Annotated in this window: 23 protein-coding genes and 3 tRNA genes; 13 read left to right on the forward strand and 13 right to left on the reverse strand. The window is 70.3% G+C overall.

The features are described 5' to 3' along the window. Positions 1-73: 73 nt before the first annotated feature. From glfT1 to wzm, 3 genes are read right to left on the reverse strand one after another with little or no spacing between them, the layout of a single operon-like run. Positions 74-1,087, reverse strand: coding sequence for a galactofuranosyltransferase GlfT1 (glfT1, locus tag A6048_RS01640; protein ID WP_107747946.1), 1,014 nt, complete (start codon positions 1,085-1,087; stop codon positions 74-76). Beyond that, positions 1,077-1,895, reverse strand: coding sequence for a galactan export ABC transporter ATP-binding subunit Wzt/RfbE (gene wzt / locus A6048_RS01645; RefSeq protein ID WP_107747947.1), 819 nt, complete (start codon positions 1,893-1,895; stop codon positions 1,077-1,079). Before wzt ends, glfT1 begins: the two co-directional genes overlap by 11 nt. Before the next feature lie 12 nt (positions 1,896-1,907). Continuing rightward, entirely contained in the window at positions 1,908-2,759 is an 852-nt protein-coding gene (wzm, locus tag A6048_RS01650) for a galactan export ABC transporter permease subunit Wzm/RfbD (RefSeq protein ID WP_412523674.1), read from the reverse strand. Between the two features lie 102 nt (positions 2,760-2,861). Between wzm and A6048_RS01655 the strand changes: the two genes are divergently transcribed. From A6048_RS01655 to A6048_RS01670, 4 genes are all read left to right on the forward strand, one after another. After that, the gene (locus A6048_RS01655) at positions 2,862-3,878 is read left to right on the forward strand and encodes an NADP-dependent oxidoreductase (RefSeq protein ID WP_107747949.1); all 1,017 of its coding nucleotides are present in this window, start codon (positions 2,862-2,864) and stop codon (positions 3,876-3,878) included. 49 nt (positions 3,879-3,927) lie between these two features. Then, complete coding sequence (locus tag A6048_RS01660) at positions 3,928-5,379, forward strand: polysaccharide pyruvyl transferase family protein (protein ID WP_244911039.1); 1,452 nt, start codon at positions 3,928-3,930, stop codon at positions 5,377-5,379. A gap of 107 nt (positions 5,380-5,486) precedes the next feature. Further along, positions 5,487-6,452: an NAD(P)H-dependent flavin oxidoreductase gene (locus tag A6048_RS01665; RefSeq protein WP_107747950.1), complete on the forward strand. Its 966-nt coding sequence runs from the start codon at positions 5,487-5,489 to the stop codon at positions 6,450-6,452. 4 nt (positions 6,453-6,456) lie between these two features. Next, the gene (locus A6048_RS01670; protein WP_107747951.1) at positions 6,457-7,008 is read left to right on the forward strand and encodes a PadR family transcriptional regulator; all 552 of its coding nucleotides are present in this window, start codon (positions 6,457-6,459) and stop codon (positions 7,006-7,008) included. Positions 7,009-7,047: 39 nt separating this feature from the next. Here A6048_RS01670 and A6048_RS01675 read toward each other — a convergent pair whose 3' ends face one another. Both A6048_RS01675 and A6048_RS01680 read right to left on the reverse strand, forming a co-directional pair. Further along, on the reverse strand, positions 7,048-7,503 hold the full coding sequence (locus A6048_RS01675) for an SRPBCC family protein (RefSeq protein ID WP_107748092.1): 456 nt from the start codon (positions 7,501-7,503) through the stop codon (positions 7,048-7,050). Positions 7,504-7,577: 74 nt separating this feature from the next. Continuing rightward, positions 7,578-8,618, reverse strand: a complete 1,041-nt coding sequence (locus A6048_RS01680; protein WP_107747952.1) for an NAD(P)H-quinone oxidoreductase — start codon at positions 8,616-8,618, stop codon at positions 7,578-7,580. Positions 8,619-8,756: 138 nt separating this feature from the next. Here A6048_RS01680 and A6048_RS01690 point away from each other — a divergent pair. Beyond that, positions 8,757-8,842 (forward strand) — tRNA-Ser (locus A6048_RS01690). 12 nt (positions 8,843-8,854) lie between these two features. Here the strand turns inward: A6048_RS01690 and A6048_RS01695 are convergent. Beyond that, on the reverse strand, positions 8,855-9,319 hold the full coding sequence (locus A6048_RS01695; protein WP_107747954.1) for an SRPBCC domain-containing protein: 465 nt from the start codon (positions 9,317-9,319) through the stop codon (positions 8,855-8,857). Between the two features lie 16 nt (positions 9,320-9,335). On the opposite strand from A6048_RS01695, the gene A6048_RS01700 reads away from it, so the two are divergent. The 3 genes from A6048_RS01700 (at position 9,336) to A6048_RS01710 (ending at position 12,392) form a co-directional block, all read left to right on the forward strand. After that, entirely contained in the window at positions 9,336-9,662 is a 327-nt protein-coding gene (locus A6048_RS01700; RefSeq protein ID WP_235027383.1) for an ArsR/SmtB family transcription factor, read from the forward strand. A 220-nt stretch (positions 9,663-9,882) separates the two neighbouring features. Beyond that, positions 9,883-11,154, forward strand: a complete 1,272-nt coding sequence (locus A6048_RS01705) for a lipase family protein (RefSeq protein ID WP_200837321.1) — start codon at positions 9,883-9,885, stop codon at positions 11,152-11,154. 2 nt (positions 11,155-11,156) lie between these two features. Continuing rightward, positions 11,157-12,392 (forward strand): alpha/beta hydrolase family protein, encoded by a 1,236-nt coding sequence (locus A6048_RS01710; RefSeq protein ID WP_107747956.1) that lies wholly within the window; start codon positions 11,157-11,159, stop codon positions 12,390-12,392. A 63-nt stretch (positions 12,393-12,455) separates the two neighbouring features. Here the strand turns inward: A6048_RS01710 and A6048_RS01715 are convergent, their stop codons facing one another. The 3 genes from A6048_RS01715 to A6048_RS01725 all read right to left on the reverse strand — a co-directional run bounded on the left by A6048_RS01715 (position 12,456) and on the right by A6048_RS01725 (position 16,674). Further along, a complete protein-coding gene (locus tag A6048_RS01715) occupies positions 12,456-13,391 on the reverse strand; it encodes an alpha/beta hydrolase family protein (protein WP_107747957.1) in 936 nt (311 codons plus the stop codon). Positions 13,392-13,700: 309 nt separating this feature from the next. Then, positions 13,701-15,356, reverse strand: coding sequence for a bifunctional metallophosphatase/5'-nucleotidase (locus A6048_RS01720; RefSeq protein ID WP_235027382.1), 1,656 nt, complete (start codon positions 15,354-15,356; stop codon positions 13,701-13,703). A 259-nt stretch (positions 15,357-15,615) separates the two neighbouring features. Beyond that, the gene (locus tag A6048_RS01725) at positions 15,616-16,674 is read right to left on the reverse strand and encodes a pyridoxal phosphate-dependent aminotransferase (protein ID WP_107747959.1); all 1,059 of its coding nucleotides are present in this window, start codon (positions 16,672-16,674) and stop codon (positions 15,616-15,618) included. Positions 16,675-16,779: 105 nt separating this feature from the next. Between A6048_RS01725 and A6048_RS01730 the strand changes: the two genes are divergently transcribed. Together A6048_RS01730 and A6048_RS01735 are read left to right on the forward strand one after the other, a co-directional pair. Next, positions 16,780-16,871: transfer RNA gene (locus tag A6048_RS01730), tRNA-Ser, on the forward strand. Between the two features lie 48 nt (positions 16,872-16,919). Further along, positions 16,920-16,995 (forward strand) — tRNA-Arg (locus A6048_RS01735). A gap of 93 nt (positions 16,996-17,088) precedes the next feature. Here A6048_RS01735 and A6048_RS01740 read toward each other — a convergent pair. Beyond that, positions 17,089-18,078 carry a hypothetical protein gene (locus tag A6048_RS01740; protein WP_107747960.1) on the reverse strand — a complete coding sequence of 330 codons (990 nt, stop codon included), beginning with the start codon at positions 18,076-18,078 and terminating at the stop codon, positions 17,089-17,091. Then, positions 18,078-18,422 (reverse strand): PadR family transcriptional regulator, encoded by a 345-nt coding sequence (locus tag A6048_RS01745; protein WP_107747961.1) that lies wholly within the window; start codon positions 18,420-18,422, stop codon positions 18,078-18,080. Before A6048_RS01745 ends, A6048_RS01740 begins: the two co-directional genes overlap by 1 nt. Before the next feature lie 307 nt (positions 18,423-18,729). Between A6048_RS01745 and A6048_RS01750 the strand changes: the two genes are divergently transcribed. Both A6048_RS01750 and A6048_RS01755 read left to right on the forward strand, forming a co-directional pair. After that, complete coding sequence (locus A6048_RS01750) at positions 18,730-20,448, forward strand: gamma-glutamyltransferase (RefSeq protein ID WP_162533918.1); 1,719 nt, start codon at positions 18,730-18,732, stop codon at positions 20,446-20,448. A gap of 173 nt (positions 20,449-20,621) precedes the next feature. After that, positions 20,622-21,542, forward strand: a complete 921-nt coding sequence (locus A6048_RS01755) for a DMT family transporter (RefSeq protein WP_107748095.1) — start codon at positions 20,622-20,624, stop codon at positions 21,540-21,542. Positions 21,543-21,738: 196 nt separating this feature from the next. On the opposite strand, the gene A6048_RS18165 is transcribed toward A6048_RS01755, so the two are convergent. Beyond that, complete coding sequence (locus A6048_RS18165; RefSeq protein WP_162533919.1) at positions 21,739-21,969, reverse strand: hypothetical protein; 231 nt, start codon at positions 21,967-21,969, stop codon at positions 21,739-21,741. 117 nt (positions 21,970-22,086) lie between these two features. Between A6048_RS18165 and A6048_RS01760 the strand changes: the two genes are divergently transcribed. Next, positions 22,087-23,718 (forward strand): DUF2339 domain-containing protein, encoded by a 1,632-nt coding sequence (locus A6048_RS01760; RefSeq protein WP_159110175.1) that lies wholly within the window; start codon positions 22,087-22,089, stop codon positions 23,716-23,718. On the opposite strand, the gene A6048_RS01765 is transcribed toward A6048_RS01760, so the two are convergent. Next, the gene (locus tag A6048_RS01765; RefSeq protein WP_235027285.1) at positions 23,673-24,134 is read right to left on the reverse strand and encodes a hypothetical protein; all 462 of its coding nucleotides are present in this window, start codon (positions 24,132-24,134) and stop codon (positions 23,673-23,675) included. The genes A6048_RS01760 and A6048_RS01765 overlap by 46 nt on opposite strands. Between the last annotated feature and the right edge of the window lie 83 nt (positions 24,135-24,217).

Consider the following 24,217-nt stretch of genomic DNA (forward strand, 5'->3'; position numbering starts at 1 on the left):
CCGCAGGATTCGCCACCCGGAATCGAGTAGCGAATCGAACGGCCGAGTCGCGGATTCCGGGTGGAACGACTGCTCAGGGCTTGTCGAACCGTTCGCCCGCGCCCAACCGCTGCAGGCGCAGCCATTCGCGCAGGCCGGCCGGGTCTCGTCTGGTGACCAGGAAGTACCAGCCGAAGCGCAGGATCTCCTGCGGGATGAGGCGCCGGTTGCCGGGCTGGGTAAGCACGTAGCCGCGGTTGCGGTAGGTGAAGTGCCGCTTGACCGGGTCGTCGGGGAACTGCGTGTGCATGCGCCCGCCGAGGATCGGCTTGAACTCGTCCGACCCCTGCGGGTGCAGGTACGCGGTCGTCAGGCACGTGCCGAAGGGCAGTCGGGAGCGAACCAGGCGCCGGTGCATCTCCACCTCGTCGCCGCGGATGAACAGCCGCAGGTCCGGAACGCCCACTCGGTCCAGGCAGTCCGCGGTGAACAGTGCGCCGTTGAACAGGGAGGCGATGCCGGGCAGCAGGTCGGAGTCCGTCCGGGAGGGGTCAGCGGCACCATTGTCAGCGGCACCAAGGTCAGCGGCACCAGGGTCACCGGCACCGCGGTCGCCGCCCTCGCCGTCGGCGAACAACTCGCTGCGCCAGCGTCGCCACACCACGCCGCGTCGCAGCGGGAAGGCGAGGCGGTCGGGCTCGGCGAGGTCGCACACCACCGGCGAGACCTCCGCCAGCCCGTGGCGGTCCATGCAGGCCATCAGCGTGGCCAGGACCTCGGGCCCCTCGGGCCTGCCGTCGTCGTCAGCGCACCACACGAGGTCGGCGCCGGTGGCCAGCGCGTGCAGCATCCCCAACGCGAATCCGCCGGCGCCGCCGAGGTTGTGCTTGGAGCCCACGTAGGTGGCCTCCACGGGCTGCGATTCGACCAGTTCGCGCACGGCCCGCTCGTCGGCGTTGTCCACCACCACCAGGTGGTCGATCGGTCGGCTCTGCCCGCACACCATCTCGAGCGAGGCGCGGAGCTGCTCCAGCCGGCGGTGGGTGACGACCACGGCCACGACCCGCCGTGCGTCCCCGCCGCCCGCGCCGACTGCGTCAGCCCTCACGCTTCATCCTCTCCATGTACTCGGAGATCGACCGCCCGGCCTCGGGGCCCTCGTAGGCGGTGACGATCTCCTCGATGCTGCCCCGTTGCCGGATCCGGCCGTGGTCGATCCACATCGCCGAGTCGCACAGTTGCGCCAGGAACTCGTTGGAGTGGGAGGCGAACACCAACATCCCGGACCGGGAGACCAGGTCGGCCAGCTTGACCCGCGCCTTCTTCATGAACTCCGCGTCCACGGCGCCGATGCCCTCGTCGAGCAGCAGGATCTCCGGGTCGATCGAGGTCACCACGCCCATCGCCAACCGGACGCGCATGCCGGTCGAGTAGGTGCGCAGCGGCATGTCCAGGTAGTCGCCGAGCTCGGTGAAGTCCGCGATCTCCTCGATCTTGGCCTTCATCTGCTTGCGGGTCTGGCCCAGGAACAGGCCGCGGATGATGATGTTCTCGTACCCGGTGATCTCCGGGTCCATCCCCACGCCCAGGTCGAACACCGGCGCCACGCGACCCCGGATCCGTGCGGCCCCGCGGGTGGGTTCGTAGATGCCGGACAGCAGTCGGAGCAGCGTCGACTTGCCGGCACCGTTGTGCCCGACCAGGCCGATGCGGTCCCCCTCCCGGAGGGAGAGGGTGATGTCCTTGAGGGCCTCGACGACGACGACGTTGGACGAGTTCCGGCCGATCGCACCTCCGGCGGAGCCGAGGACGGCCTTCTTCAGGGATCGCGATTTGGCGTCGAAGATCGGGAAGTCCACGCACGCGTCCACGCAGTCGATGGACACGCCTCCGGCGGTGGGGGCAGCGGGGCTCATGGAATGTATCTCCTACACCCAGTACGGGACTCGGGAGCGGAACTGGCGCAGCGCGACGAAGGCCAGGGTGAGGCCCACGGCCGTGCAGGCCAGGACGATCCACCAGTGGTATGCGGCGACGGGCTGGCCGAGCATGGGGGCGCGCACGATTTCCAGGTAGTGGTAGAGCGGGTTGAGCTCGGCGATGCGGGCCCGGTCGGCGATCTCCCCGCCCTGCTCGTACAGCGTCTGCGTGGTCCACACGATGGGGGTCATGTAGAACAGCAGCTGCACCATGGAGTCCAGCAGGGGGGCGATGTCGCGGAAGCGGGTGGCCAGGATGCCGAACAGCATGGCCACCCAGACGCCGTTGAGCATGAGCACCGCCAGGCCCAGGACGGCCAGCAGCAGGTCCCACCCCAAGGGCCGCGGGTAGATGAGCATGAGCACCACCCAGATCACCAGGTTGTGGCACAGGAACAGGAACTGCCTCCACACCAGGCGGTAGACGTGCACGCTCAGCGCGCTGGGTAGCTGCTTGATCAGGCCCTCGTTGGAGATGAAGACCTCCGAGCCCTCCTTGATGCAACCGGAGATGAAGCCCCAGAGGATCAATCCCACGGTGACGTGCGGGAGGAACTCGGCCAGCGGGATCTGGAAGAGGATCGAGTACAGCAACCCCAGGGCCGTGGCCATGACGCCGGTGGCGATGGTGATCCACAGCGGGCCCAGTGTGGAGCGTCGGTAGCGCTGCTTGATGTCCTGCCAGCCCAGCGAGAGCCACAGTTCCCGCTGGCTCAGACCCTGGCGGAGGTCGGCCACGGCCCGGCGGAAGGTGTGGGAGTCGTTGACGATCTCGCTGCGGACGCGCTCGTCGGGGAGCATCGCCGAAGCGGGGTCGGGAGTGGGCTGGTCCTGCACGAAGGCGAAGCCTACTAGAGGTGCGGCCGGTGGCAGCCCCGCAGACGGGGCGCGTACACATGAGAGATGACGACAAGCACCCAGATCCAGCTCATCAGCCGTCCCCGCGGCTGGCCGACCCATGACGACTTCCGCTCCGTCGTCGTCGACCTCCCTGACCTCGCCGATGGCGAGGTGCGCGTGGCCAACGAGTACCTCTCCGTGGACCCCTACATGCGTGGCCGGATGAACGAGGGCCGCTCCTACATCCCGCCGTTCGAGCTCAACGAGACGATGACGGGCGGAGCCGTCGGGCGTGTCGTGGAGTCCCGCTCGGACGCCCACCCGGTCGGCTCGGTCGTGATGCACGACCTCGGCTGGCGGGACGTCGCCCAGGGCGACGGCCGGCAGTTCCGGGTGGTGCAGGAGATCGAGGGAGTCCCGGTCTCCGCGTACCTGGGGATCCTCGGGACCACAGGCCTCACGGCCTACGTGGGGCTGTTGCACATCGGGCGCTTCCAGAAGGGCGAGTCCGTCTTCGTCTCGGGTGCCGCCGGTTCGGTCGGTTCGGCCGTCGGGCAGATCGCCAGGTTGATGGGCGCCTCCAAGGTCGTCGGTTCGGCCGGCAGCGCGGAGAAGGTCGAGAAGGCCACCTCGAGCTACGGATTCGACGCGGCCCTCAATTACAAGGACGGCCCGGTCCGCACGCTCCTGCGCGAGTACTTCGGTCGCGAGGACGGCGAGGGCATCGACGTCTACTTCGACAACGTCGGCGGCGACCACCTCGAGGCCGCGCTGGACCTGATGAACGATGACGGTCGCCTGGCCCTGTGCGGCGCGATCAGCTCGTACAACGCCACCGAGCGCGCGCCCGGCCCGGACAACATGTGGCACGCCATCACCCGTGGGCTCACCCTGCAGGGCTTCACCGTGAACAAGTACATGCACCTGTTCAAGGAGTTCGCGGAGAAGGTCGGGCCGTGGGTGGCCTCGGGCGAGATCGTCTTCGACGAGACTGTGGTCGAGGGCATCGACAACTCGGTCGACGCGTTCCTCGACCTCATGCGCGGGGCCAACGTCGGGAAGATGCTGGTCAAGATCTGATCCGCGGGGCCGGCCCGGGTGCGGTCACGCGGTGGGGCAGGGTGGACGCATGACGTCGACTCCTCGAGCCGCGCCCGCCTCCCGCCTGCGTCGACGGGCCCGCCGACGGCTCGACGCCACGAGGGCCGCGGCGGACGCGCGCTGGGGTCGACCCCGTGAGGTCCACCGGCCCGTCTACCTGATCGCCCCGGCCGGCCACCCCAACCACGGCGACGAGCAACTGCTGGCGGGGTGGCTGCGTCACCTCCGTCACAGTCTCCCCGGCACGCCCGTGGTGGTGGACTGCCACACCCCGGGGCAGGCGTCGGTCCTCCACCATGGCGAGCACCCGGACGTGCTGTTCACCGACACGCTGTGGCGCCTGGCGGGGGAGCACTCGGGCGCGGTCGACGCCATCGGGTTCTGCCGCCGCGCGGTGGGCGACCTCGGGGTGCGACCGGCGCTCGCGTCGGGCATCGACCTGCTGCGCAGCGCGTCGGTCGTGCACCTGATCGGCGGCGGGTACGTCAACGACCTGTGGCCGCACCACCTCGGCGTGGTCGCGGCGGCGGGAGAGGCCGGCCGGCTGGCCGGTGCGCGCGTGGTGGCCACGGGGCAGGGGTTCGTGCCGTGCGACGACGCCGAGCGGCTGGCGGGGGCGTTGCGCGACTACCACCTGGTCGCCGTCCGCGACGCCGCCTCGCTCGACCTCCTCGCCGGCACCGGGGTGCCCGTTCGCCACGTGGCCGACGACGGGTGGCTGGCGCTGTCCGGCGCGGGGGGAGTGGAGGCCGGTGACCACCCCGTCTACTCCTCCGATCCCGACGCCTGCCGCGATCTGGTGGTCTGTGCCCAGTCCGATCTGGTCGAACCGGAGGAACTCGCCGACACCGTCGGGCGTGTGCTCGCCGCGTGGGCGGTGCCGGGAGAGCGGATCACCGTGGTCGAGTCGATCCCCGGAGGTGACCGGGTGGTGTGGGACATGCTGTGTGACCGCGCCGAAGCCGCCTCCGGCGCTGGTGGTGACGACGACGAGGTGGGTCGCGCCCTGGCGGCCCTGCACCTGCCCCGCGCGCGCGTCGTGCCGTTCCAGGAACTCTGGTCCACGGGTCTTCCCGCCCGGCCCGGACAGGTCTGGCTGACCAGCCGTTTCCACCCGCATCTCTTCGCGGCGGCCCGCGGCGCCTCGGGTGTGGCCCTGCGGACGGGGTCGGCCTTCTACGACGTCAAGCACGGTTCGTTGCGGGCCGCCGGGTCGCCGTGGAGCTCGGCGAGCACCGGGGAGGGTCTGCCAGCCGAGACCGCGGGGGCCGAGGAGCCAGACGCGGCCGGGTCGACGAGGATCCCCGCGATGCCCGATACGGCCTGGCCAGCAGGGATCCCCGCGGTGCCCGATACGGCCTGGCCAGCAGGGATCCCCGCGATGCCCGTGGCGGGCGGCTTCGCTCCCGCGACGGTCGCCATGCTCGTGTCGGGGGCGGAGCGGTTGGCGGAGGAGATCTATCCGACCGGGTCACGATGAGGTGATCAGGCCCGGCCGCCGATCTTTGTGCAACTAGTTGCATGAAAGCGTGGGTGGCCGTACGGTCGGGGAAAGTCGACCTCATCCCGGTCTCGAAAGGACTGCTCATGGCCCTTCCCTCCGTCCTCGCCGGCCCGCTCACCGTGCCGGTGGTCGCCTCGCCGATGTTCATCTACTCCGGCCCCGAGCTCGTGGCCGCGCAGTGCCAGGCCGGGGTCATCGGGTCGTTCCCGGCGCTCAACGCGCGACCGCAGTCGGTCCTGGGGGAGTGGCTGGACCAGATCACCGAGAGCAACGCGGCCTACGCCGCGGCGAACCCGGACCGGTACGTGGCGCCGTTCGCCGTCAACCAGATCGTCCACCGGTCCAACGACCGGCTCGAGCAGGACCTCGCGACCGTCGTCGAGCACGAGGTGCCGATCGTCATCACCTCTCTCGGTGCCCGTACCGAGGTCAACGACGCCGTCCACTCCTACGGCGGCATCGTGCTGCACGACGTGATCAACGACAAGTTCGCCCGCAAGGCCATCGAGAAGGGTGCGGACGGGCTCGTGGCGGTGGCCGCCGGCGCCGGAGGCCACGCCGGGACGCAGTCGCCGTTCGCCCTGATCCAGGAGATCCGCGAGTGGTTCGACGGCCCGCTGCTGCTGTCCGGGGCGATCGCGCACGGTCGGTCGATCCTCGCCGCGCAGGCCGCCGGCGCCGACCTGGCGTACGTGGGTTCGGCGTTCCTCGCGACCGAGGAGTCCCGCGCGGCCGCGGAGTACAAGCAGATGATCGTCGACAGCTCCGCCTCCGACATCGTCTACAGCAACCTGTTCACCGGGATCCACGGCAACTACCTGCGCGGCAGCATCGAGGCGGCCGGGCTGAACCCCGACGACCTGCCCGTCTCGGATCCCACGGCGATGGACTTCGGCTCCGGTGGGGGCGCGGATTCCAAGGCGTGGCGCGACATCTGGGGCGCGGGCCAGGGAGTCGGCGCGGTCACCTCGACGGGCTCAGTCCGAGACCTGGTCGAGCGGTTCCGCGCGGAGTACGAGCAGGCGGCCTCCGCGCTGGCAGTGCGCTGAGCCCATGTCACTGAAGTTCGCGATCCTCACCTCGCTGACCGAGCGGGCGGGGAGCGGGATCGAGCTGGCGCGACGGTTCGACAAGTCCATCGGCTACTTCTGGCCGGCGACCCACCAGCAGATCTACCGGGAGCTGGATCGACTGGGGGAGTCCGGACTGATCCGGGAGCTCCCCCTCGTCGGCGCCCCCTCGCGGGGCAATCCGCGTCGTTTCGAGGTCACCGAGGACGGCCGGACGCTGCTCACCGAGTGGATCTGCGAACCGGACGAGCCCGATCCGATGCGGTCCACCATGGCGGTGCGGGTGCGAGCCGCAGCCGCGACGGGGGCGGTCCACGAGGTCCGGAAGGCGCTGATGCACCACCGCGACCAGCGGGCCGCCAACCTCGGCCGGTACCGCGAGATCGAGGATCGGGACTTCGCCCGGACCGACCCCGGGGACGCCCGCGACCTGCTCCAACACCGGGTGCTCAGGCTGGGCATCGAGGTGGAACAGGCGTGGGTGAGCTGGTGCGACGAGGTGCTCGAGATGCTGGACCGCCTACCGGCGAGCTGACCGTCGTACCCGTTCATCGCACAGGCTCATCGCACGGGCTCAGTTCACCAACGCCGCCTCGAGAGAGGCCAGCGACGCCTCGAGGAAATCGCGCCCGAACGGCGGCATCCCACCGATCTCGGCGGCGAACTCCTCACGTGTGCGGGACCAGTCGTACCGGAGGGTGACCTCGGTGGACGCGCCCGCGGGGGACAGGTCGTATCGCCAACTCCACCCGCCCGTGGAGAGGTGACCGGTCTCGTCGGTTCGGCCGGGCTCCCATTCGATCGTGCGGTCCGGCTCGAATGCCGTGACCACGTTGTGTATGACGTAGTCACCGCCCCCGGCCTCCCTGTACATGTTGATCGCGAAGACGTCCCCGACCCCGCTGATGGCCTCCGTCGTGACCGCGTCGCGTACCCAGTCCCCGGGTTCGGTGTCTTTGTGGCGGGCGGGGTCCGCCAGCAGCGAGAAGACCTCCGACGCAGACGCCGGGATCGTTCGGCTCGCGGTCATGAAGGTTGCGGACCCGTGCTCGGTACCGGGGTCGTCGGCGTCCTCGAGGGTGGCCATCGTCAGTTCCTCCTCGGTCACTCGACGGTCAGCAGGATCTTGCCGTGGCTCTCGCCCGACTCGAGCAGGGCCAGCGCCTCCGCGGCCCGCTCCAGTGGGATCTCACGCGAGACGCGGGTGGTCACGTCCCCCGCCGCGATCATCGGCCAGACGTGGTCCACCACCTCCCGGCAGATGCCGGTCTTGCCGCCGGGGCCGTCCACGGGGCGGGCCCGGAGGTTGGTGGCCAGCACTCCGGCGCGACGCGGGAGTAGGGCGCCCAGGTTCAGCTCACCCTTCATCCCGCCCTGCATGCCGATCACGATCAGTCGGCCGTCCGGGGCGAGTGAGGCGATATTGGGCTCGAGGTACTTCGCGCCCATCACGTCGAGGATCAGGTCGACGCCACGGCCTCGCTCGTCGTCGTCGGTCCACTCCCTGACCCGGTCGGGGAAGTCCTCGTCGCGGTAGTCGATCACCAGGTCGGCCCCGAGGTCACGACACTTCTGCGTTTTCTCCGGACCGCCGGCGGTGGTGGCCACGCGGGCGCCGAGCGCACGGCAGACCTGGATGGCGTGGGAGCCGATCCCGCCGGCCCCGCCGTGGATCAGCACGCGCGGCGCGCCGAGTTCGGTGTCTCCCCACCGGGCGTGCGCGGTCAGGACGCCGCGGCCGAGTCCGCCCGTCATGACAAGGTTGGACCACACCGTGCACGCCACCTCGGGCAGCGTCGCCGCCTCGTGCAATGACACGCCCGTCGGCACCGGCATCACCTGCCCGGCCGGCACGGCGACCTTCTCGGCGTACCCGCCGCCGGCCAGGAGGGCGCACACCTCGTCGCCTACTGCCAGTCCCTCGACTCCCTTGCCCACGGCCGAGATCCGACCGGAACACTCGAGGCCGAGGATCTCCGACGCGCCGGGCGGCGGCGGGTAGTGACCCTTCGACTGCAGGAGGTCGGCGCGGTTGACGGCCGTGGCCGCGATGTCGACGAGGACCTCGCCGGGACCGGGAATCGGATCGTCGACCTCGGTCAGCCGCAGGGAATCGGGACCGTTGCGGTATTCGATGGCCTTCATGCCCTCGACCGTAGCCGCGATGTCCCTCGTCGGCAGCCGGGCTGGGTGCGAGCGGGAGGGGTCCACTACGATGAGCAACGTCGTCAGCGCGTGTTCCACGTGGAACCACGCGGCCGAGCGTGTCGTGGCGGACGACGAGGAAGTGTGGCAGAGCGGCCGAATGCACTCGCCTTGAAAGCGAGCGTGCCTCAACAGCACCGGGGGTTCAAATCCCTCCACTTCCGCCCCGTGAGGGCTCAGGCGTAGAAGCCCTCCCGCAGGTTGATGCCGTGTTCGACCCACGCCTTGAGCGCGGCGAGCATCCCCGTCCACCCCGCGCAGTTGCCGAACGCGTTCTCCGCACCGCCGGGCGTCAGTCGCCACGACCGCTCGGTGATGGTGACCAGGGTGCGCGCCCCGTCGTCGATCGGCTCGAACTCGAAGACCGTGGTGGTGTCCGGTTCGGAGGAGTCGACTCCCTCCCATCTGATGACCAGGCGTCGGGGCGGGTCCGCCTCGACCACCGTCACGGGGAAGCGTCCGGGGAAGTCGGCGAAGTCCCACGACACCTGGGTGCCCGGTTCGAGCCGGCCACGTGCGCCTCCGGTCGTGAAGTAGCGGGACAACTGCGCGGGATCGGCCACAGCCTCGTAGACGTCGTCGACGGGTCGCCCCACACGTCCCGACACGGTGAAGGACAGGTCTTTCAGCTCCTCGGTCATGTTGTATATTTACAACATGTCTGCCGGTGAGCGCAAGGGTCCGGGCGATGATGACGCCGTGTTCAAGGCGCTCGCCGCTCCGATCCGGCGGCGCATGTTGGACGCACTCAAGGACTCGCCGCGCACCACCGGCGAGCTCTGCGCCCTGTTCCCCGAGAGCGACCGCACCACCGTGCTGCAGCATCTGCGCGTGCTCGAGCGGGCCGACCTGGTGACGGGGCGCAGGATCGGCCGCGAGCGCCACCTGACGCTCGCGCCGCTCCCGATCAAGCGCATCCATGACCGGTGGATCGGCGACTTCGCGCGGGCAGCGGTCGATCTCCTCGACGAGCTCGACCGCTGAGTGCGGGCCCCGGCTCTGGTGACGCCGGTTCCTGCGGCGATCGGAACCACCTGCGACAACCGGGACACTGTGGATAATGAACTGTTTACAAATGGCTTCCCGACTGCGATGATCGGCGACATCATCATGGTGAGCGTGCGGTTCCACCTGCCGCTGTCGATCGGCGCCCTGGCCCCCACCGCACCATCCGTTGAGCGTGACGAGATACCGGGGGGCCGCCATGGCCGGGACCAGTTCCACTGCGAGGGCCCTGCGCCGGGGCGTCGCATCCGCTCTCGCCGCCGTGGTCCTCTTAGGTACGAGCGTTGGCCTGGGGGCGGGATCGGCCGCGGCGCAGTCCGCCGCCCCGCCACCCGTGCCCCTCCCGTCCGCCGACCCGTTCTACACCCCCGACGGGCCGATCACCGATCTCGCGCCGGGGACGGTGATCGACAGCAGATCGATGACCTACGGCTCGCTCGAACGCGCCACCCCGCTCGCCAGCACCCAGGTGCTCTACCGGACGACCGACCAGGCGGGCGCCCCGAGCGCCACGGTCGCGACGATCCTCAGGCCCCTGGTCCCGGGGCCGCCGAGGGTGATCTCGTACCACATGGCCTACGACGCCCTGGGCTCCCAATGCGACCCCTCTTACACCCTGACCGGCAACGGCACGCCCGGCCAGGCGGGGATAGCCGAACAGGGCGTCATCGCCGGGTACCTCGCAGCGGGATTCACCGTCGTGGTCCCCGACTACGAGGGCCCCGACCTGGAGTGGACGATCGGGCGACAGTCCGCCTACGCCGCACTCGACGGCGTCCGCGCGACCATCGACCACCTCGGTCTGCCCGCCTCGACCCCGGTCGGGCTGGCCGGATACTCCGGTGGGTCCGTGCCCACCCAGTGGGGTGCCGAGATGGCGCCGACGTACGCGCCGGAGCTCAACATCGTCGGCGCGGCCGCCGGAGGGCTCCCCGTGAACGTCGCACACAACCTCCCGTATGTGAGCGGGAGCGCCACATGGGCCGGGGTCATCCCCGCACTCGTCGTGTCCTATCAGCGCGCATATGGAATCGACACCGGCAGTTTCCTGTCCGACTACGGCCGACAGCTCGTCGACACCGTCAGCTCGCAGTGCATCAACGCCTTCGCCGCCGACTACCCCGGACTCACCGACGCCCAGATGGTCCGCGCCCCGTACACGTCCCTGCTGGACATCCCGGCGGTGGTGAGCGCGATCGGGGACAACGTGATGGGCACGACGGGCACGCCACGGGTTCCGATGCTGCTCGCCGTGGGCAACGTCGACGGGATCGGCGACTCGGTCATGGTGACCGCGGACGTGGCCGGCCTGGCGTACGAGTACTGCACCCGCGGGGTCGCCGTCACCTACGCGCAGTACGACCGTCTCAGTCACTCCGAGGCCTTCGTGCCCTTCCAGGCGCAGACAGCCCAGTTCCTCGCCGACCGGTTCGCCGGGGTCGCCCCCACCTCCAACTGCCAGGGGACGTGACCATGTCGACCTTCTTCTCGGCGCGGCCACACCGCGCACTGAGCAAGGGTTTCTACAAGGATCCCGACTTCGACTACGAGGTGCGGTGTCTTCTCGGCGCCGTCGCCTACGGCGCCGCCGAGGCCGGCGAGGTACTGGCGACCGTGGACGGCGTCGGCGACGGCGATCACGAACACTGGTTCCGGGCCTGGCACGACCTCGGGAGCAGGGTCCGCGCCGCGGCGGAGCAGGAGGCGGCGGCAGGGCGGACGGTGACCGCCTCGACGGCCTACCTGCGCGCGGCCACCTACCTCGCGGTGGCGGTGAACGCGGCGAGCGGCCTGCAGTCCGAGGACCAGCTGACGTCCACCTTCCGCCTGCAACGATCGAGCTGGGAGGGCTTCGTCGACACCACCGACCAGATCATCGAGCGGGTGTCGATCCCCTGGGAGCAGGGCACGATGCCCGGGTGGTTCCTCCGGCCGTCCACCGATCCGGAGCCCCGTCGGACCCTGGTGATGGTCAACGGCAGTGACGGAGCGACCAGCGGGCTCTGGCACAACGGCGCGGCCGGTGCGCTCGCGCGTGGGTACAACGTGCTGCTGTTCGACGGACCGGGGCAGCAGTCCATGCTGTTCGAGCGCGGGATCGGCTTCCGCCCGGACTGGGAGTCGGTCCTCGCCCCCGTCGTCGACCTCCTCCTGGGCCGCTCCGACGTCGACCCCGCGAGACTGGCCGTCTACGGCCTCAGTCAGGGCGGCTACTGGGTGCCGCGGGCCCTGGCGTACGAACACCGCTTCGCCGCCGCGGTCGCGGACCCCGGGGTCGTGGACGTGGCGGCGTCGTGGAACGCGCACATCCCCTCCAGCCTGATGTCGTTGTTCCGGGCGGGCAAGAAGGAGGCGTTCGACCGCGACATGTCCCTGGGGATGAAGTTCTCGTCCTCGACAGCGCGGACGTGGGCGTTCCGTGCCCGCCCGTACGGCGAGACCGGGTACTTCGACACCCTCGCCGAGGTCCACCGCTACACGCTGACAATCGACGAGATGTCCGGGATCACCACCCCCCTGCTCGTGACCGATCCCGAGGACGAGCAGTTCTGGCCCGGCCAGTCCGAGCAGCTCGCCGCCGGCGCGAGCGGCCCCACCGAACTGGCGCGGTTCACCGCCGCCGACGGCGCCAACTTCCACTGTCAGCCACTGGCGAGGCAACTCACCGACGCGCGGATGTTCGGCTGGCTCGACTCGGTCTTGGCTTGACCGCCTGACCGCCTGACCGCCTGACCGCCTGACTGCCGGGTCCGCCGCTCGCGGGATCGTCGGTCAGGCTGTCGTCTCGTGCAGGTCCGCGGCCGAGACGTGGCGGATGATCTCGAGCACCCGCGGGTAGGCGCGGGAGTCCCCTGACACGAGGGAGACGTGGTCCTCGTCGTTGAACAGGATCATCTTGGCCTTCCCTCCGGCCTGGACGACCGCATCCACGTAGCGCTGGGAGTTCTCTGGTGACACGGTCACGTCGCGGGCACCGTGCATGGCGACCACCGGGGTGTCGGCGTCGATGTTCTGGATGGGATCCACCTTCGCGTAGCGTTCCGGAACCCCCGCCGGGGTGCCGCCCATCGCCGTGACGATCCTGTCGTCGCCGTGGGTGGCCGCGTAGACCATGTCCAGTGGCCCGGCGATCGAGACCACCCGCGTCGGTCGGAACGCCGGCTTCGCGCCGACCTCGTCGTCCTCCAGCAGGTGCCGGGTACCGCCCCAGACGGCGAGCTGTGCCCCCGCGCTGTGCCCCACCACCAACTCGTCGTCGGTGGTGATCTGTGGGAACTTCTTGTCCACCTCGGCCACGTGGTCCAGTGCGTTCGCCACGTCGTGGAAGGTGGTGGGCCATCCGCCGCCCGAACCCACCCGCCGGTACTCGATGTTGTAGACGGCCATGCCGCGGCTGGCGAGCTTCCGGGCGAGTGGATCGAAGGCGTCAGCCCCGATCTGGTCCTGCCACGCCCCGCCGTGGATGAGGACAGCCAGGGGGATCGAGTCGATCCGCTGTTCGCCTGCGGGGAGGTAGAGGTCCGCCCAGTTCTGCTCCGGATCCGGAGTGTCGTGCGTCGGGTACTCGAACCGCTGGACGGTGACCTCGTCGAGTCTGGCGGGGGCGCCGAGATCGGTGACCACGACCGGCGCCGCGCCGGTGGTCACGCATCCGGAGCCGAGCGCCAGGACGGTCGTCAGGCCCAGGCCGATCCGCGCGGCTCTCATGGGCCGTGAAGAGCGTCGTCGCTGTGGCATGACCACCCTTTTCTCAGGTTTGTATCAGGTTGAGCCGTTCGCAGGCTTCTGCTGGACGCCTCGGCCGACTACATCGATCCGGTAAGGGGTTCCGGATCGGGTAATGAAATCGATCTTAGAATGCGCGGCGCGAAAATACGAAGAGGCTCCAGTTAACAGGAGTGGTCAATGTTGGGTGGGGGTGGGCGGCCGTGGCCCTGATTGGCCGGGGCAGGCCCGTGCGGGGGCGCAGTGGCAGCACCCGCAGGCCGTTCGCTCAGTGCCGGCGAGTCGGAACCGTCAGTTGACGACCCGCACCCGCCCGAGGTCCGGGGCACGCAGAGGGCCCTCCTCGGTGACGTACCGGAGCAGCGCGTCGATGTCCGTGAGGCCGGCCTCGCGGCGTTCCCCGCGCTCGGCGAGGGGCGAGCCGTTGAACTCCGGGGAGGAGAGGAACTCGTTCACCACGACGGTGTACTCGCGGCCGGGATCGACCGGTTCGTCGTCGACGAGGAGCTCGGTGACCCGCTCGCCCGCCGGGCGCCGGGTGTCCACGGTGTAGCTCACGTTCGACGAGACCGCCGGGCCGTTGTTTCCGATGTCATCGGCGAAGTAGTCGAACGCGTCCTGCAGCTCCTGGCCCGTCACGGTCACCAGGTAGAGGCGGTCGCCGTAGGGCTGGACGGTGTGCAGGGTCGCGTAGTCCAGGGGGCCCTGAGGCAGGTCAGTGCGCAGCGAATCCGGGTTGGACAGCGCCAGTTGGGCGCCCCGGCCCCGGGTGGCGTGGAGTTGGCAGTCGGCGATGACGTTCGCCAGCGGGGACTCTCCGTTGGCGTCCATCCCCCGGGAGATGCTCTCGGTGGCGGAGCCGAGAGGCTTGCGGGCTTCGGGCGCGGCGGCGGCACCGGCCTGACGCACGAGTTCCTCGGTTCCCGGGTCGGGAGCGATGTCGAGGTTCACGGTCTGGTTGAACGCCGAGGTCTGGGGACGGATGACATCGCCGGTGGAGGGGTCGACGGCGAGGTCGACGACCGTGACCGACCGGCCGTGGGACGCCGGCGCCACCACCACCCGCTCGTCGTTGTCCGCGTCCAGCACCCGGCAGGTGGCGGGCCCGCCGGAGGCGCCGACGATCAACGCGTCGACGGCAGGGTTCAGGCGCTTGACCAGGTCGAGCTGGGTGAGTTCGTCCGGACAGGCGCCGGGGTCGAGGTTGCCGTGCACGGTGGTGGACTGCACCAGGCCCACGATCGCCTCCACGCCGAGGAACTTCAGCGACTCGACGGTCTCGTTGACAGCCCTGACGGGGTCGGCCAACCGGGTCGTGGTCTCGGGGGCGCTGTCGGAGGGGAGCGTGACCGCCACGACCCCCACGCGGACATCGCCGATCCGGTGGATCGCGAACGGGAAGGTGGGCGCGGCGTCGGGGGAGGGGATGACGTTGGAGGCGAGGAACGGGAAGGCCGCGCCGCGGAACGGCGGCAGGGGCGGGTCCACGCGGCAGTCCTGCTCGGTCCGGCATCCCGGCCTGACCAGGGCGCGGGTGTGGTCGGCACCCTTCTCCAGTTCGCGCCTCCCGACGCCGGCACCGTCCACGCCGAGGCGGTTGAAGAATTCGATGGTCGGTCGGTCGCCGAGCAGTGCTGCCTCCGGTGCGGTCCCACCGATGGAGTCGCCGGTGGCCAGTAGGAGCGCGTCTCCGGCCTGGTCGCGCAGCTTGCCCACCGTCGCCGCGAGATGCGCACCTCCACCTGCCGGACGCACGTTCCCCGAGCCGTCACGCAGTTCGCCCTGGAACCCCACCGGCCGCGACAGCGCGCCGGAGAACTCGCCGATGCCCAGGATGCGCACCGACTGCGTCTCGACCGCGGGCGTCCACGGCCGGCTCGACTCGCCGGTGTTGGCACCGGCGTGTGGCGTGGGTGCGAGCGTGAGTGTCAGTGCGCCTATCGCCACGATCACCAGTGTGATGAGCGCGGTCCGGCGGAGCGAGGGTGAGCCCTGGTCGCGGTCGAATCCGGAAGAGTGTGAGCCGGGCCATACGGACGTATCGACCGCCGAAGAGTTCACGTTGTGACATGAACCCTGCTGTGTCATCCGGCTCCTTCGGTCCCGATCCGTCGCGGCGCGCCGGATCACGAGCAGGAGTTCCACTCTGCCCACGCGAACCCCGCCCACTGTGCCGGTGTGAGGTCACGGGAGCCCGCCGGAAGAGTCACGTTCCGGTCACAAAACCGCGGGCGGCGTCCAGGAGACGGTCGTTCTCCACCGTGTCGCCGATCGTCACCCTCACTCCGTAGCCGCCGAAACACCTGGTGACGACGAGGTGGTCGCGGCAGTGTGAGTCGAATGCGGCCGCGGCGTCACCGAGCGGCAGCCACACGAAGTTGGCCTGACTCTCCGGCACGGAATGGCCCAGTTCGATCAGCGCGTCCCGGACCCTCGTGCGTTCGGCGACCACGGCGTCCGTGCGGTCGCGGAGCTCGTCGCCCGCCTCGAGGCAGGCGATGCCGGCGGCCTGGGCCAGCGAGCTCACCGAGAAGGGGACGACCATCTTGCCCACGGGAACCACCAGGTCGACCGGCCCGGTCAGGTAGCCCACGCGGAGGCCCGCCAGGCCGTACGCCTTGGAGAACGTTCGCAGCGCCACGACATTGGGCCTGGTCACGGACTCTGCCACACCGTCGACCGGGTCATCGGAGCGCACGTACTCGTAGTACGCCTCGTCCAGGGCCACCGTGACCCGCTCGGGAACCCGGTCGAGGAACGCGGAGAGCTCGGCGCGGGAGACTGCCGGTCCGGTCGGGTTGTTGGGCGTGCAGACGAAGATCAACCGGGTCCGATCGGTCACGGCCTCGGCGATCGCGTCGAGGTCCAGGGCACCGTCGGCCCGGTTCGGGACCGGGACCGGGACCGCGTGCGCGATGCGCGAGATGATCGGGTAGGCCTCGAACGATCTCCAGCCGAAGAGCACCTCGTCCCCGGGGGAGCACACCGCCTGGACGAGTTGTTGACACAGGGCCACAGAGCCGCAGCCCGCGGTCACGTTCTGCGCCGGGATGCCGAGGAACTCCGACAGTCGCGACACCAGCGCGCCGGCGGTGATGTCCGGGTAGCGGTTCGCTCCGGCCGCAGCGTCCGCGATGGCCGCCGCCACGCTCGGCAACGGCCCCGCGGTGGTCTCGTTGGAGGCGAGTTTGATCGCGCCCGGGACGGTCGCGCCGGGGACGTATGAGGGGATGGCGTCGAGGTCGCTTCGCACGTCGGGGGACATGCGTACAGAGTAGGACCACCGGATGAAGGCGAGGTGTCCGGGCGTTTTGCGTACCGCGCCGACCGGTGTGTACTGTTATCCCTCGTTGGCTCAGCAGAGCCTCCAGGAGGCGTGCCAGAGCGGCCGAATGGGACTCACTGCTAATGAGTTGTCCTCCTTAAAGGGGACCGGAGGTTCAAATCCTCTCGCCTCCGCCATGCTGGAGCACCGGGTAACCGGCTGAACTGGCACGACAGATGAATAATGCGCCCGTAGCTCAATGGATAGAGCACCTGACTACGGATCAGGAGGTTAGGGGTTCGAGTCCCTTCGGGCGCACCATTGCAGTATCGGCAACGCCCTCGTCCACGCGGACGGGGGCGTTCGTCGTTCGTCCCACCGCGGGCGCGGATCGGCACCTCACGGGGTCGCGTCTCACAGGGCCGTGGCCGTGTTCCGCCGGTGCGCCCGCAGTGTCTCGGTCTGGTCCCAGATGACGATCACCCAGATGGTGGCGATGACACTCCAGCGGATCGCCGCGGTGGACAGGTCGTCCTGACCCGCCGAGACGATGTCCGGGTGGATCACCGAGTCCTGGCTCAGCACCAGAACAGTGAGGAAGGCGCCGAACACGACGTCGGTGACCACCTCGATGGCCACCCGCCACCGGGAGCTGGCCGGGCGAGCAAGTCGCCACACCTGCACCAGCGCCAGCGCTCCGATGAGCAGCAGGTAGCCCGCGAGCCAGACGGTGGGGATGTCGGGATTCACCAGTGGCTCGCCGCCGTTGAGGTGGCCGATATAGAGGAACGTCGACGGCACGAATGGCACCGCGGCCAACAGTGCGAGGAGATTCAGCGAGACGATCGCGTCGATGCGGGTATCCGGTCGAACCCGGGGATGGTCGAGTTCGGACGGGTCCCAGATGGTCGACTTCGCGAAGGCGCTGCGTGCGCCCACGGGTGTGGACCGCTCGACGATCGTCACGATCAGGGTCCAGGCCGCGAACACCCACAACAGGGCGGACAGCGTCCCGCTGACGACCTCGCCGATGAGGCCACCCAGCTCGGCCTGTGGGGCGGTCGCGACGTAGATGATTCCGCTGGCGAGTGCGGCGAGGACGCCGACGATCGGGAGGAGCCACCGGAGCACCCGTGCCCAGACCGGGTAGGCCTCGGGCCCGATCAGATAGGGGCGCGCGCCCGAGTAGCGGCGTGCCAGTGCTGCGGGGTCGCCCAGTCGGCCGAGCACTGCGCGTTCGGCCGAGTCGGGATCGGGGGCTGCGGTCCCGTCACCGGGGGAGTGGAGCTCGGCCGCGACCATATCGTCGATGATCGCGGCGATCTCCAAGGAGATGTCGTCGCTCTGGCCGTCCGGCAGTCGCCGGATCACCTCGGCGATGTAGCGCTCGGTGAGTGTGGACATCACGTATCCGCCTTCCGTAGATCCGTGTAGCCGGCGCCCAGGGCCAGCCATTCGGAATGGAGTCGATCGGCGGTCTGGACGCCGAGCTCGGTGGTCTCGTAGTACTTGCGGGGTCGGGGTTCCTCGGTGCGCCAGGTCGAGGTGAGCAGGCCCTGCCCCTCCAGGCGGCGCAGCAGCGGGTAGAGCGTGTTGGCCTCGGTGGTGATGCCGGCCTCGGCGAGCGTGGTGAGCAGGGCGTACCCGTATCGCGGGCGCCTGCAGGCCAGCAGGCTCGCCAAGACCACCGATCCGCGCCGGAGCTCCTGCAGGTGGGTGCCGAGAACCGCGTCGGCGTCGTCGCTCATGTCTCACACGTTAGTGTGCGTCACACAGTATGTCTACTACGCACTGTGAAGTGGGGAGCCTCAGGCCGTGGGGCGTCGACCCGTCGCGATCCACCGGATCCTGATCCCTGCGAGACGTGCCCTGTCCCGGTGGAGTCGGTCCACCTCGTCGTCTAACGTTTGCGGTGTCCGGGGGGACACGGCCGAGGGCGGAAGTTGGTCGGTTCGAATGCGCGCCATCGCTCACACGGGACTCCTGGCAGTCGTAGGAGCGTCGCTCGCTACGGCGCTGACACTCTCCGGCTGCGCTGAGACCGTCGATGATCCGGTGAACACCCCCGGGAACGAGAGCGCACTGCCGGAGCAGACCGCCGAGGACTCCCCGGAACCACCGGCGGTGCTGGACCAGCAGGGCGTGAACGCCGGGCATCCGCTCGCGGCGGAGGCCGGGGTGGAGATGCTCGCCGCCGGCGGAACGGCGGTGGACGCGGCGATCGCCGCCGCGTTCGCTGTCTCGGTGGTGGAGCCCTACGCCTCGGGCGTGGGCGGAGGTGGCTCGGCCCTGGTCGCCACCCTGGACGCGGCTCCGGAGGCATTCGACTACCGCGAGGTCGTCGCCGTGGACGGCGTAATCCCGCCGTCGAACACCGGGATCCCTGGTTTCGTCGCCGGGATGGCGGAACTCCATGACCAGCACGGCACCCTCGAGTGGGCCGAGCTGCTGGAGCCCGCCGCGCGGATGGCCGAGGGCGGTGTTCCGGCCACCGCCACCCTCATCGGGAGGATCGCCGTGGGCGGCGCGGGCGCGATCGCCGGTCTCGAGCAGTTCTCACCGGGCGGGGCGCCGCTCCAGGCGGGCGCACCGCTGGTCCAGGCCGAACTCGGTGCCACGCTCCGGACGCTCCAGACCGAGGGGCCGGAGAGTTTCTACACCGGCGAGGTCGCCGGGCAGCTCACGGCTGTCGAGGGGATCGACCCCGCGTCACTGGAGCGGTACGAGGTCCAGCGCAGCGAACCCCCGCAGGGCCCCGTGGGGGACCACCGCGTGGTCTCGGGTGCTCCGGCGCTTCCGGGTGTCGCGCTCATCCAGATGCTGCAGGTGCTCGAGAGCCAGGGGATCTCCGGGGTGGACCCGGAGTCGACGGAGTATCTCCGCCTCGTCTCCGAGGCCTGGGTCCTGGCCGAGCAGACCGTCCGCACGGAGCTGGGCGACCCGGACTTCACCGACGTACCCGTCGACGAGCTCGTCGACCCGGTGAGGAATGCCGAACTCGTCGGCGGCGCCGCGCCCACGGCGCCGACCGGAGATGCACCGGCCGACCAGGGCGGGGACACTGCGGGCGGGGACACTGCGGGCGGGGACACTGCGGGCGGGGACACTGCGGGCGGGGACACTGCGGGCGGGGACACTGCGGGCGGGGACACTGCGGGAGGGGACACTGCGGGTGGTGACACGGTGGGCGAGAACCTGGAGACCCCGGGGAACACGACGCACCTCACCGTCGTCGACAAGGACGGCACGGTGGTGTCGATGACCAACACGCTCACGCAGTTCTGGGGTTCGGGAACCGAGGTCGGCGGGTTCTTCCTCAACGATCAACTCAGCAGGTTCGACACCGTGGACTCCCCCCGGAACCAGCCCGAACCGGGCAGACGATCGGTGACGTGGTCCAACCCGGCCCTGGTCCTGGACGACGAGGGCCGGCCGGTTCTGGGGATCGGCACCCCGGGTGGGGCGAACATCCTCAGCATCCTCGCCGTCACACTCACCCGGTGGGGACTGATGGGTCAGTCGCTGGAGGAGGCGGTGGACGCTCCGCGGTTCCGATTCGATTCCGCCTCGCAGACGCTCGTCGTCGAACCGGCGTTGGTGGGGTCACCGGCGGCCCAGGGGGTCGGTGCACTGGGGTGGCAGGTCTCGCAGTCCCCGGGAGGGCTCTTCGGCTCGGTACAGGCGCTGGAGATCGACTACGACGATCGGACGGTCTCCGGGCCCACCGATACTCGCCTCGAAGCCGGGACGGTGATCGAGGAGGCGGAGGGGTGATCGTGGACGGTCATCGTGGACGGTGATCGCGGACGCGGAGGAATGACCGTGGGGTGCGCGCCCGCCTGCCCGCCCGCTCGCTCGTTCGCCCGGTGCCGCACCCCGCGGCCGGGACGGGGGTGGGGCGCCCGTTCCGTACGACGACGAGGTCGGCCCCTTCGTAGGCTGTGACGATGACCACTCCCGCCCGAGACGCGATCCGCCGCAACGCCGGCCATCTGGCGTCGGTGGCACTGGTGATCATGTGGAGCTCGGGCTTCGTGGGCGCCGAGCTGGGGATCCGGAGCGGTGGTACCCCGCTGCAGCTGTTGGGCTGGAGGTTCTCGATCCTCGGCGCGCTGCTGGTGGCGGTGTGCCTGGTGCTGGGGGTGCGGTTGGCCGACCGGAGGGCCTGGGCACGGCAGGCGGTGTTGGGGCTGTTCAGCCAGGCAGTGTTCCTCTTCATGATCTTCGAGGGGGTCGCCCGCGGCGTCGACGGGGGGACGGCGGCGCTGATCGCGGCGCTGCAACCCCTGCTCGTGGCGACCGTCGCGGGCAGGTTCCTCGGCGAACGGACCACGCCGGTCATGTGGATCGGCATGCTCCTCGGGATGGCGGGCGTCGTGGTGGTGGTCTCCGGGGGGCTGGGAGCCGGGATCGCCCCGTGGTGGGCGTACCTGTTCCCGGTGGGCGGGATGCTCAGCCTCGCCACGGGCACGGTCCTCACCCAGCGTCTGCGGCCGAAGGAGACTCTGCTGCAGTCGATCACCATGCAGTCCGTCGTGGCGGCGGGGGCCCTGGTGGCGGCGATGCTACTGACGGGGCAGGGCAGGGTGCCGGTGGACACCGAGTTCTGGGTCGCGGTGGCCTGGTTGGTGTTCCTGTCCACGCTCTGTGGGTACGTCCTGTACGTGTTCGTCACCCGCACCCGGGGCGCCACCGTCGCCAGCGTGCTGCTCTATCTGACGCCGCCCACCACCATGATCTGGGTGTGGCTGATGTTCGGTGTGCCGATCACCCTCCTCGCGGTGGTGGGTATGGCCGTCAGCGCGGTCGGAGTGGTCCTGGTGCTGCGGTCCCGGGCCACGGCACAGGCTCAGCGCGGGCGCAGGTAGAACGCGGCGGGCCGACCGCGTAGCGCGGTGGCCAGGTCCGGCTCGCGGGGAGGCTGTGGACGCGGCGGCCCGGGCGGGAGAGTATTCACGGGTGAACCCGGAACAGCCCGACCACATACAGCGGACGCTCGCGGACCTCGATGCCCGGCTCGGGAGAATCGCCGCCGAGATGGCGGAGGTCCGGGCCGGTCTGGCGTCACTCGGTCGGCAACCGCAGCCCGGGCAACCGGCGCATCCGGGGCAACCGGGTCACGCCGCGCAGCCTGCGCCGGGCATGCCCCACCCGGCGACACCTGCCCGGGCGCCGCAGCCGCAGCAGGCGTACCCGCAACCGGCCCACCCGCAACCGGCCCACCCGCACCAGCCCGGGCCCGAGCGGGCCCCGGTGTGGCGCGCGGGAGCCCCACACGCCGGTGCTCCTGGTCACGGCGGATACCGCCCTGCCGGTCCGGTCGACGGGCCCCGCCCGCAGCCGGGCCCCGACCCCGCCCAGCCCGGGTGGCCGCGGCGCTCTGCAGAGCCCCGCCCCCGCCGGATGCCCCGGTTGACCGCCGCCACGGTGATCGCGGCGATCGGCGGCTCCGTGATGCTGGCCGGGATCGCGTTCCTGCTGGTGGTGGCGATCCAGGCCGGGTTGTTCCCGCCGATCGCGCGGGTCGTCGCCGCAGCGGTGCTGGCGCTCGTCCTGGTCGGGCTCGGGCTGTGGTTGCAGTCCCGGCACGAGGCCACGCCCGAGCGCCCCATCAACCCCGGTGCGTTGGCACTGGTCGGCACCGGCCTGGCTGCGGCGATGCTCGATGTGATCGCCTGCACCACCCTCTACCAGTGGATACCCGTTCCGGCGGCGTACATGTTCGTCGGCGGGTTGGCGCTCGCGGGTATGGCCCTGGCGCAACGATGGTCCTCCGGGCTGCTCGCGTGTCTGGTCTCGGCCGGCACGATGGTCCTGGCTCCGTTCATCTCCACGGGCGTGGAGCTGCCGGTCTTCCTGGTGATCCTGGCGATCGCCACCGCCGTGCTCGGAGCCGACCTCGGGGTCGCGGTCAGGGTGGTGTGGTCGGTGTTCCCGGCCCCGGTCCTGGCGGGCTACCTCTCGCAGACGCACCTCCACGACCGGGGCGAACAGATCGCCCTCATCGTGGCCGCCCTCGTCTTTGCCGCGGTGGGCGTCGGGGTCGGCTGGACAGACTCCGTGCGCCGCCGCCCGGCACCCGAGAACGCGGCTCTCGTCGTCGTCCCCACCGCCGTCCCCCTGATCCTCATCTCCGGACTGTCACTCCTGCGGCCGGGTTGGCCGGTCGGGTTGGTCCTGGCCGCCGCCTACCTGACGGTCGCGGTCCTGGCCGGACGGCGTGCCCAGGAACCGGGACCGGTCCTGCTGTCCGCGGTCTCGGGGGTCGTGGGCAGTGTGCTGCTGTTCGCCGCCTGGGTGGAGTTGGGCGGACAGGAGATGACGAGCCTCGCGCTGACCCTCAGCGCCACGGGGTACGTCGTGGCGGCGGGCCTGTGGGGCCGCCGTTGGATGGACTGGGTGGCCGGCATCGGCGCGGCGATCGCGCTGACCGTGTACCTGTTCGTCAACCAGCCGTTCCTCGCCCTCGACGAGGGGGCGGCGGTCCGCGAGCTCTCCTACTGGGACGTGGTGGCCGCGTTCGCGGTCACTGTCCTCGCCATCGCCGCGACGTGGTGGGCCTCCCGTCGGGTGCCGCGCCTGGCCGCCAGAGTGGTGATGGCGGGCGCCGTGGTGGCGCTGTTGGCCTTCTCGGTGATGGTGGTTGCGGCCGGCGTGGTGATCGGTGACCTGGCGGGGGCGTCCCGCAACGGGTTCCTCGTGGCGCATCTGGTGGTCACCGTGCTGTGGATCAGTTGCGCGGCCTGGCTGATCCTCACCCCGAGTCCGCGTCTCTCGGAGGCCCGCAAGATGGGCTTCGTGTTGGGCTCACTCGCGCTGGCCAAGCTGCTGTTCCTCGACCTGGCCACGCTGCCCGGCCTGTTCCGGGTGCTGTCCTTCATCGCGGTGGGCGCGGTGATGCTGGCCGTGGCCGTCCGCTACCGGGGTGGCGCGGACGGTTCCGGCACGGACGTGATGGGCACGGATGTGCGCGGCACCGACGGGACCCGCGGACCGTACTACCGCAGCGACACCGAGCCGTCGGGGAGCGGCTCCCCGAGATAGACGCGGAAGGCGCGCGGCTCCGCGCCGGACATCAGGACCTCGACCTCGGGATGGTCGACCTCGTCCGGGTCGTCCGAGTGCAGGCTCCAGACGACCTCACGGGAGTCGGTGAGGTCCCGCAGTGCGAGGCGCGTGGCGCGCACCCAGGTCACGTGCCGGAGCGCCGGTTCGTCGCGGAGATCGTCCCCGGCCATGCCGTCGCGGTCGCGGAGGTCGACCATGAGGCGTTCCCCGTCGGGGGCCTCGTACGCGGTGCAGACCTGGTCGACGAGGACGGAGAGTGGCCACGACGGGCCGGAGCCGAGCAGATCGACGATGATCATGCGTGCATCGCCGACCTGGCAGGCCGTCGGTGTGGTGAGGACCTGGAGCCTGTCGGCCACGTCCTCCGTGATCTCGATGAACTGAACGGTCATGGTGAACCCCTGTTCCGGCGCTGCGGTCGACGGAAGGGCTCGCGGCGCGGCCCGGGCCGTCCCGACTGTGACGTAGATCATAC

It is taken from the genome of Dietzia psychralcaliphila (assembly GCF_003096095.1).
Lineage (GTDB): Bacteria > Actinomycetota > Actinomycetes > Mycobacteriales > Mycobacteriaceae > Dietzia > Dietzia psychralcaliphila.

Excerpts from the sequence above, each read along its gene's own strand:
- A6048_RS01665 (WP_107747950.1), top strand. The coding sequence starts at position 5,487 with ATGGCCCTTCCCTCCGTCCTCGCCGGCCCGCTCACCGTGCCGGTGGTC.
- A6048_RS01695 (WP_107747954.1), bottom strand. The coding sequence starts at position 9,319 with ATGACCGAGGAGCTGAAAGACCTGTCCTTCACCGTGTCGGGACGTGTG.
- wzm (WP_412523674.1), bottom strand. The coding sequence starts at position 2,759 with ATGCTCCCCGACGAGCGCGTCCGCAGCGAGATCGTCAACGACTCCCAC.
- A6048_RS01700 (WP_235027383.1), top strand. The coding sequence starts at position 9,336 with ATGTCTGCCGGTGAGCGCAAGGGTCCGGGCGATGATGACGCCGTGTTC.
- A6048_RS01745 (WP_107747961.1), bottom strand. The coding sequence starts at position 18,422 with ATGAGCGACGACGCCGACGCGGTTCTCGGCACCCACCTGCAGGAGCTC.
- A6048_RS01680 (WP_107747952.1), bottom strand. The coding sequence starts at position 8,618 with ATGAAGGCCATCGAATACCGCAACGGTCCCGATTCCCTGCGGCTGACC.
- A6048_RS01670 (WP_107747951.1), top strand. The coding sequence starts at position 6,457 with ATGTCACTGAAGTTCGCGATCCTCACCTCGCTGACCGAGCGGGCGGGG.
- A6048_RS01655 (WP_107747949.1), top strand. The coding sequence starts at position 2,862 with ATGACGACAAGCACCCAGATCCAGCTCATCAGCCGTCCCCGCGGCTGG.
- A6048_RS01765 (WP_235027285.1), bottom strand. The coding sequence starts at position 24,134 with ATGACCGTTCAGTTCATCGAGATCACGGAGGACGTGGCCGACAGGCTC.
- A6048_RS01725 (WP_107747959.1), bottom strand. The coding sequence starts at position 16,674 with ATGTCCCCCGACGTGCGAAGCGACCTCGACGCCATCCCCTCATACGTC.
- wzt (WP_107747947.1), bottom strand. The coding sequence starts at position 1,895 with ATGAGCCCCGCTGCCCCCACCGCCGGAGGCGTGTCCATCGACTGCGTG.
- A6048_RS01715 (WP_107747957.1), bottom strand. The coding sequence starts at position 13,391 with ATGAGAGCCGCGCGGATCGGCCTGGGCCTGACGACCGTCCTGGCGCTC.
- A6048_RS01675 (WP_107748092.1), bottom strand. The coding sequence starts at position 7,503 with ATGACCGCGAGCCGAACGATCCCGGCGTCTGCGTCGGAGGTCTTCTCG.
- A6048_RS01740 (WP_107747960.1), bottom strand. The coding sequence starts at position 18,078 with ATGTCCACACTCACCGAGCGCTACATCGCCGAGGTGATCCGGCGACTG.
- A6048_RS01710 (WP_107747956.1), top strand. The coding sequence starts at position 11,157 with ATGTCGACCTTCTTCTCGGCGCGGCCACACCGCGCACTGAGCAAGGGT.
- A6048_RS01705 (WP_200837321.1), top strand. The coding sequence starts at position 9,883 with ATGGCCGGGACCAGTTCCACTGCGAGGGCCCTGCGCCGGGGCGTCGCA.
- A6048_RS01755 (WP_107748095.1), top strand. The coding sequence starts at position 20,622 with ATGACCACTCCCGCCCGAGACGCGATCCGCCGCAACGCCGGCCATCTG.
- A6048_RS01660 (WP_244911039.1), top strand. The coding sequence starts at position 3,928 with ATGACGTCGACTCCTCGAGCCGCGCCCGCCTCCCGCCTGCGTCGACGG.